The sequence below is a fragment of the Thiocystis violacea genome, assembly GCF_016583575.1.
In the GTDB taxonomy this organism is placed as follows: domain Bacteria; phylum Pseudomonadota; class Gammaproteobacteria; order Chromatiales; family Chromatiaceae; genus Thiocystis; species Thiocystis violacea.
In genome coordinates, this window is sequence record NZ_NRRG01000095.1 from 1 (window position 1) to 8,059 (window position 8,059).

The window sequence follows — 8,059 nt, forward strand, 5'->3', positions numbered from 1 at the left end:
GGCCAAGGCCTGGGCGGATCGCCGCAAGGCCTCCAGCGCCACAGTCGATTGGCACTTCACGACCGAGGAGGCACGGATCAAGCTCAAGCGCCTCTATCCGCAAATTAAGGAGGAATGAGGTACTAGGGAAGACGGCCTTGAGGAAGGCGGCGTTGGTGACGGGCAGGGATGAACCCGGTGGACTGGGTGGACTGTCAGGCCCCATGAGACTGGCTCCGGCTCACCCGGCCCAGCGAGCATCGAACCGGGTCAGGGTGGATGGTTGAACGGTGCCCGAGCGTTGCCCTGACCGCGCTCGCTGGGAGCCGCGGTTCGGTGCGGAACGGCCGCGGGCGGCGTGAGGGTCAGCGTGGGAGGGCAAGGCGCTGGCCTGACCACGGATCAACCCTCGTTGGGTGTCCGACTCAGCCAGTCGTAGAAACCGGATTCCGCGCTGAGGATCTTACGTCCGAGCTTACGTACATGGGGGGTAAGCCCATTGGCCTGCAGGGCGAGCGCGCATAAATTTCATTTTTCGCAGCAAGTTGCGGCACTCTTGAGAGAAGCCCGATTAGGAGTCTCTCAATGTCTGCCAGTTTCCTCGAGCATTTCGCCCCCCTTCAAGACCCACGGATGGAGCGAAATCAGCGCCATGCCCTACTTGATATCGTGTTGCTGGTCGTCTGCGCGGTGGTCAGCGGCGCCGATGGCTGGGAGGCCATTGAGGAGTTCGGTCGCGAGAAGCTCGACTGGTTGCGCGCGTTCGCGCGGTTCGCCAACGGCGTCCCCTCGCATGATTGCATCGCCAACGTCGTCTCGCGCCTGACTCCGAAAGGGTTTGGCGAGTGCTTTCGCAGTTGGACGCAGGCGGTAGCCGAGAGCAGCGGCGGGCAGGTCGTCGCCGTCGACGGCAAGCGCGCTCGCGGCTCGCGGGATCGGCGCCGAGGACGCTCGGCGCTGCACATGGTCAGCGCCTGGGCGTGCAGCAATCGCTTGGTCCTTGGCCAGGAAGCGACGGAGGAGAAATCCAATGAGATCACCGCCATTCCCAAGCGGCTGGAGTTTCTTGAACTCACCGGCTGCATCGTCACCATCGATGCGATGGGCTGCCAGCGCGCCATCGCCGCGCAGATCATCGCCCAGGGCGGCGACTCTGTGCTCGGCCTCAAAGGCAATCAGAGCGCCTTGCAGGAGCGCGTCGAGGACGTCTTCGACGTGGCCGCCAAGGCGGATTTCAGCGCGGTTGGACATGACTTTCACCAGGAAATCGACAAGGACCATGGACGCTTGGAAGTGCGTCGCGACTGGGTGACCGAAGATCTGCGCACCGTGCCCGACACCCCCGTCTGGACCGGCCTGCGCAGCATCGGCATGGTCGAGCGCCATTGCACCATTGGCACCACCGAGACCGTGGAGCGGCGCTACTTCATCAACTCCATCCCGGCCCAGGCTGCACGCTTTGCCAATGCCGTGCGCGGCCACTGGGGCGTGGAAAACCGCCTGCACTGGCGCCTGGATGTGATCTTCGGCGACGACGCCAGCCGCCTCCGCAAGGGCAATGCCCCGGCGATCATGACCACCATCCGTCACCTCTGCCTCAACCTCTTCGAGCAAGAGCCTTCCAAACTGCGCCTGTCCCAGAAACGCCGCAAGGCCGCCTGGAACGACGACTATCGCGCCAAGGTCGTGTTCGGACAGTGATTAATGCGCGCTCGCCCTGCATTGGCCTGGGCATGCCGGACATAATGCCGCAGGGCATGCTCGCTGAGGGTGGTCTTCTTGGTGCCGGCATTGACGATTTCGGCCAGGGCGGCAATCGAGCGCCAGTCGTGGCGGGCGGGACGGGGAGTGGTCGTCATCAGGGTACCTCTATCGCATGAAGTCGTCAGCCTCGCGTCGGGACTGAGCGAGGCGCGAGAGGTAGCCTAGAGCGGCGCGGGCGGGCTGTGTCCCTATAGGGACGGTTGGCGATCCCTATAGGGGTCGCGGCGGGGTCATGGATCGCGCGTGTTGAACGGCCGGGGGATGACGTCCGGCAGGGCCTTGAGCTTGTCCGCGATGGTATCCGTCTTGAGCGCGATCCCGAGCGTTTCGAGCTTGACGCGAATGACCTCGGCGCTCTTGTAGGGCTGGTCCAGGTCGAGCTGGGCCAGGTCGCACAGGGCGGCGATGAGGCGCAGTAGGGTTTTACGCTCGCGCGCATCGAGTGGTTTCTCGTTTCGCCCCGCCGTGTCGGGAAGATCCTCCAACTCCGAGGCGCGGTAGAGCGCATGCCCCCATTGCGCGATCGCGAACGTCTGCAACTCTTGGGGGAGCAACCGCCAGGTCAGGTCCGGGATCTCGCGTTCGGGTGGATGGTCGCTGTAGCGAATCAGGGTGCGCGGATGGCGGGGATCGATGGTCCCGCGTCGAATCTGGGTCGCGAAGAGCTCGGCCGAGCGACCGTTCAAGGCGGAGGGCGTGTCCAGCAGCCGTCGTCCGATCATCAGCGCCGCCTCGTAGAGGGAGAGCGGAGCAGCGGTGTCACCCGAGGCTTCGGTGAACAACTGGTCGATGGCTTGGAGGTCGGGGTATTGGGACCAGGCTTCGAGCGCGGCGTCGGCGCCCAGCCGCTTCCGCAACTGATCAAGGGGCTGTGTCTCGAGGGTCCGAGGCAGGGGCGCGCCGATGCCTTTGAGCGGGTAGAAGGGAAAGAACCGCCGCTCGGCCATGAGCGCTTTCCAGGACTGCGCGCAGGCGTGCGCGATCAGAGCCTCCCACTCGCTCGCATGTTGCCTCCAAGCAGATTGTTTAGCCACGCTCTACTCACGCGCGCGAGCCGGATGGAATAGGGCGAGCCCTCAGAACCCGGCGCTTTCCTCATGCTCCAGTGCCGCTCTTCTCTCCCTATGACGTGGTTAGGCGGAAAATGCGCCAGGTGCATTGGTGTGGAGGTCTTTCGGAGGGGTGCCGCAGGTGACAAATCAGGTGACACCGCAGGACGCTAAAAGAAGCTAGAATAGGCGACTGACGCGCATCCATGCGCCTTTAAGTCTTTGAAATGTGGAGCCGATGAGCGGATTCGAACCGCTGACCCACGCATTACGAATGCGTTGCTCTACCGACTGAGCTACATCGGCGATCAAGCCGGCAATCATATCCAAAGCGGCCTGCCTGCTCAAGCGATCAAGTATGGAAGTATGGAGTGCGGCCATGACCGATGCTTGGCTGGGAAACCCTGGCCAGGGTGTCCGATATCGACGGTCAGGACATCGCGTCGATATCGCCTCCAAGCGTCCCGTCCCGCGTCCACCAAGCGTCTCCAGCATTCAGCCGCCGGCGGGGACGTTGGGGTTCACTCGCGTTCACCCCAACCGATGATGGCCGGTACGCCTCATTTTTGGTTGCACCCAGTATGGGTTTGATCGGGACGCGGGCTGGGCGTCCTCTCGCCTGCTATCCTCGCGTACCGGGCGCCTGGATGCCGAGCCCCGGCCATCAGTTTTCCATTCGCCGCTGGATCCGTTGTGAACCCATCCGAGTTTCCCACCGAGCAAGACCTCGAAGGCGTCCTGATCCGGGATCGCCAGACCATCCAGTCGCGTCTGCGCGGTCTGCGCAAGCGCGAGCGCGCTGGCCAGCCCTTTGACCAGGCACTGGCCAGGCTCCGGCAGGACATCGAGTCGTCCCAAGCCCTGTTCGCGCGACGCAAGGCCCTGGTGCCCCTCATCGAATACCCCCCGGAGCTGCCGGTCAGCGAGCGCCGCGCGGAGGTGGCCGAGCTGATCGAGCGGCACCAGGTCATCGTGCTCTGCGGCGAGACCGGCTCGGGCAAGTCCACCCAACTGCCCAAGCTCTGTCTGGATCTGGGACGCGGGCTCGCCGGGCGTATCGGGCACACCCAGCCCAGACGCATCGCCGCGCGGAGCCTGGCGAGTCGCATCGCCCAGGAACTGGGAACCGAGACCGGCGAGCTGGTCGGCTACAAGATGCGCTTCCACGACCGGGTGCGTCCCGAGACCGCCATCAAGCTGATGACCGACGGCATCCTGCTGGCCGAGATCCAGCGCGACCGTCTGCTCAGCGAGTACGACACCCTCATCATCGACGAGGCCCACGAGCGCGGGCTCAACATCGATTTTCTGCTCGGTTATCTGCGCGGGATCCTACCGCGCCGTCCGGATCTCAAGCTGATCGTCACCTCGGCGACCATCGACCCCGAGCGGTTTGCCCGGCATTTCGCCGATCAAAAGGGACAGCCGGCGCCCATCATCGAGATCTCGGGCCGCACCTACCCGGTCGAGGTCCGTCATCGGCCCCCGGAGGACGAAAGCGCCGCCGAGTGCGACGACGCCATGCAGCGGGCCATCTCCGCGGCGGTGGAGGAACTGGCCTCGGTCGGGCGCGGCGACGTGCTGGTCTTTCTCTCCGGCGAGCGCGAGATCCGCGAGACCGCCGAGACCCTGCGCCGCCATCATCCGCCCTCCACCGAGATCCTGCCGCTGTTCGCGCGTCAGGGGCCGCAGGAGCAGGCGCGCATCTTCCAGGCGCACGGCACCCGTCGGGTGATCCTGGCCACCAACGTGGCCGAGACCTCGCTCACCGTGCCCGGCATCCATTACGTCATCGATCCCGGCTTCGCGCGCATCAGCCGCTACAGCCATCGCACCAAGGTGCAGCGGCTGCCGGTCGAGCGCATCTCCCATGCCTCGGCCAACCAGCGCAAGGGACGCTGCGGACGGGTCGCGGCGGGCGTCTGCATCCGGCTCTACTCCGAGGACAACTTCGGCGCGCGGGCCGCCTTCACCGAGCCCGAGATAGCGCGTGCCAACCTGGCGGCGGTCATCCTCCAGATGAAGCTGCTCGGCTTCGGCGCGATCGAGCGCTTTCCCTTCGTCGACCCGCCCGATTCGCGCCTGGTCACGGACGGCTACCGAACCCTTGAGGAACTGGGCGCGCTCGACGCCAGGGGCGAGCTGACGCCGCTGGGCCGCCAGCTCGGACGTCTGCCGGTCGATCCACGCATCGGGCGTCTGCTGCTCGCCGCCGCCGAGCACCACTGCCTGACCGAGGTGCTGGTGATCGCGGCGGCGCTCAGCGTCCAGGATCCGCGCGAGCGTCCGCTCGACAAACAGCAGGCGGCCGACGAGATCCATGCCACCTTCCGGCACCAGGATTCGGACTTTCTCAGCTTTCTCAATCTCTGGCGCTTCCTCGACAAGGAACGCCACGCCCTGTCGCGCAACAAGTTCATCAAGCTCTGTCAGCGTCATTTTCTCTCCTGGAACCGGGTCCAGGAATGGCGCGACATCCACGCCCAACTGCGCGAGCAGATGCTGGAGATGGGCTTCAAGGAAAACGAGGCGCCGGGAACCTACGAGGAGGTGCATCGCGCCCTGCTGGCCGGACTCCTGGGCAACATCGGCTTTCGCGAGGGCAACCGCGAATTCCAGGGCACGCGCAACAGCCGCTTCCAGATCCATCCCGGATCCGGTCTCTTCGCCAAGCCGCCCAAGTGGGTGGTGGTCGGCGAGCGGGTGGAGACCGCCCGCCAGTACGGGCGCATCGCCGCCCAGGTGCAACCCGCCTGGATCGAGGACGCCGCGCGGCCCCTGGTGCAGCGCGGCTACTCGGAACCGCACTGGCAGTCCAAGTCCGGCCAGGTCGCGGCCTTCGAGCGAGTGACCCTGTTCGGCGTCACCCTGGTCGCCCGACGGCGGGTCAACTATGGCCCCATCAATCCGGCCGAAGCGCGCGAGATCTTTCTGCGCTCGGCCCTGACCGAGGGCGATTTCGAGACCCGCGCGCCCTTCTGGCGTCATAACCGCGAGCTGATCGACTACGTCCATCATCTGGAGGCCAAATCGCGGCGACGCGACATCCTGGTCGACGAGGAGGCGATCCTGGCCTTCTATGCCGATCGCGTCCCCATGGGGATCTACTCCACGCCTCAGTTCGAGCAATGGCTGCGCCAGGCGACCCGAACCGAACCCAAGATCCTGCACATGCGCATGGCCGACCTCATGCTGCACGAGGCGGCGGACATCACCGAGCAGTCCTTCCCGGAGAGTCTGCGTATCGGCGCCACCGCCCTGCCGCTCGAATATCGCTTCGAGCCCGGCGACGCCGCCGATGGGGTGACCCTGGTCGTACCCCTGCCGCTCATCAATCAGGTCTCGTCCGACCGGCTCGACTGGCTGGTTCCGGGACTGATCGAGGAGCGCATCACCGCCCTGATGCGCGGGCTGCCCAAACAGATCCGCAAGTCACTCGTGCCCATTCCGGACACCGCCGCGCGGCTCGCCGCGCGCCTCGCGCCCTCGGACCGACCGCTGATCCAGGCGCTCGGGGAGGAGCTGAGGGCGATGACCGGCCTCCAGGTCCCGGAGGATCTCTGGGACCAGGGCCTGATCCCGGAGCATCTGCGGATGAAGATCCGGTTGGTCGACGAGTCCGGACGGTCGCTCGCGGTCGACGATGACCCGGCGCGGCTCAAGCGCCAATTTGGCGAACAGGCCAAACAGGGCTTCGCCCACATTCCCACCAGCCACATCGAACGCGAGGGACTGACCCGCTGGGATTTCGGCGATCTGCCCGAACAGGTCGAACTGACCCGCGCCGGCATTCGGCTGCTCGGCTATCCGGCGCTGATCGATCGCGGCGAGAGCGTCGCCATTCAGGTTCTGGATTCGGCGGAGAACGCCGCGCTCGCCCAGCGCGAGGGGCTGCGGCGGCTGCTGATGCTGCATCTGGGGACGGAGCTGCGGCGCCTGCGCAAGGAGCTTCCCAATCTGGACCGGATGCGGCTGCAATATGCCAAGGCGCCCCAGCCGGAAGCGCGCGCCCCGACTCCGGCCACGCCGGCCGGGGCCAAGTCGTCGGATCTGGCCGACGAACTGATCGCCCTCATTCTGGATCTGACCTTCGTCGAGGATAGCCCGCCCATCCGTGCCCAGGCCGATTTCGAGCGGCGCCTGGCCGAGCGCAAGGGGCGTCTGCCCGGCACCGCGAGCGCGGTTTGCGCCCTGATCGACGCCATCCTCTCCAGCTACCAGGGGCTGCGCAAGCGTCTCGCCAACATCACCCAGGTCAACTGGATGCCCTCGGTGCTGGACATCCGCGCCCAGCTCGATGCCCTGGTGTTTCGCGGCTTCGCGCGCCAGATCCCCTACGCGCATCTCAAGGACTATCCGCGTTATCTCAGGGGCATCGAACAACGCCTTGAGCGACTGGCCCACGCCCCCGACCGGGACCGCCAGTGGATGACCGAAATGGCCGGGATCCAGAGCCGCTGGCGCGAACGCGACGCCGCCGCGCGCGCGGCCGGACGGCGGGATCCGCGGCTGGATGAGATCCGCTGGCTGATCGAGGAGTTGCGGATTTCGCTCTTCGCCCAGCAGGTGGGAACCGCCGGGCCGGTGTCGGTCAAACGGATCCAGGCGCGCTGGAAGGAACTGGGATTGTGAGCGACGCCCCCGGTCCAGCCGGCCACGCATCGCATCCGGCCCGATCCCGCCCTGTCCGATCGCGCGCGGCGGATTGGCGCTCTCAAGTTCTCCGCCGCTGTGCGATAATTCCGCTCCACCTTTTCCGGGGCCGCCCGAAGGCGTGACGCGACGGCCCGCCGCAAACCACCGGATCCTGACTCGTAAGCGATCCAAACCACTTGGGAGCACCTCATGAGCTTTTTCATCTCGGACGCACTCGCCCAGGGCGAACCCGTTGCCGCTGGCGATCCCTTCATGGCCTTGCTGCCGCTGGTCCTGTTCGCCGTTGTTTTCTATTTTCTGCTGATCCGTCCACAGGCCAAGCGCCAGAAGGAGCACCGCAAGATGGTCGAGTCCCTGGCCAAGGGCGATGAGATCATCACGGTTGGTGGCATGGCCGGACGCCTCACCGATATTGGTGAGAACTTCGTGCAGGTCGAGGTCGCCGACGGCTTTCAGGTCAAGGTCCGTCGCACCGCCGTCGAATCCGTGCTGCCGAAGGGCACGCTGAAGGAACTCTGAGCGACCCAAGGCTCACGATCCGGACCCGACTCGGGGCGACCGCGCCCCAGTCGCCACGTTCTCGACGGGCCGCCAACGCCCGCCCCACGCCC

5 protein-coding genes and 1 tRNA gene are annotated in these 8,059 nt (G+C 66.0%); 3 read left to right on the top strand and 3 right to left on the bottom strand.

The features are described from left to right. Positions 1–564 precede the first annotated feature (564 nt). Positions 565–1,680: an ISAs1 family transposase gene (locus CKO27_RS22815; RefSeq protein ID WP_200377216.1), complete on the top strand. Its 1,116-nt coding sequence runs from the start codon at positions 565–567 to the stop codon at positions 1,678–1,680. Here CKO27_RS22815 and CKO27_RS22820 read toward each other — a convergent pair. The 3 genes from CKO27_RS22820 to CKO27_RS22830 all read right to left on the bottom strand — a co-directional run bounded on the left by CKO27_RS22820 (position 1,650) and on the right by CKO27_RS22830 (position 3,098). Next, positions 1,650–1,838, bottom strand: coding sequence for a hypothetical protein (locus CKO27_RS22820; RefSeq protein ID WP_200377217.1), 189 nt, complete (start codon positions 1,836–1,838; stop codon positions 1,650–1,652). The two genes, CKO27_RS22815 and CKO27_RS22820, sit on opposite strands and share 31 nt — an antisense overlap. Before the next feature lie 135 nt (positions 1,839–1,973). Beyond that, entirely contained in the window at positions 1,974–2,777 is an 804-nt protein-coding gene (locus CKO27_RS22825) for a hypothetical protein (protein WP_200377218.1), read from the bottom strand. A gap of 245 nt (positions 2,778–3,022) precedes the next feature. Next, positions 3,023–3,098 (bottom strand) — tRNA-Thr (locus CKO27_RS22830). A gap of 387 nt (positions 3,099–3,485) precedes the next feature. Here CKO27_RS22830 and hrpA point away from each other — a divergent pair. Together hrpA and yajC are read left to right on the top strand one after the other, a co-directional pair. Next, positions 3,486–7,424, top strand: a complete 3,939-nt coding sequence (gene hrpA / locus CKO27_RS22835) for an ATP-dependent RNA helicase HrpA (RefSeq protein WP_200377219.1) — start codon at positions 3,486–3,488, stop codon at positions 7,422–7,424. A gap of 213 nt (positions 7,425–7,637) precedes the next feature. Beyond that, on the top strand, positions 7,638–7,967 hold the full coding sequence (gene yajC, locus CKO27_RS22840; protein ID WP_200377220.1) for a preprotein translocase subunit YajC: 330 nt from the start codon (positions 7,638–7,640) through the stop codon (positions 7,965–7,967). Positions 7,968–8,059 lie beyond the last annotated feature (92 nt).

What these genes read in the sequence shown, in the direction of transcription:
- CKO27_RS22815 (WP_200377216.1), top strand. Translation starts at nt 565, where the DNA reads ATGTCTGCCAGTTTCCTCGAGCATTTCGCCCCCCTTCAAGACCCACGG.
- CKO27_RS22820 (WP_200377217.1), bottom strand. Translation starts at nt 1,838, where the DNA reads ATGACGACCACTCCCCGTCCCGCCCGCCACGACTGGCGCTCGATTGCC.
- yajC (WP_200377220.1), top strand. Translation starts at nt 7,638, where the DNA reads ATGAGCTTTTTCATCTCGGACGCACTCGCCCAGGGCGAACCCGTTGCC.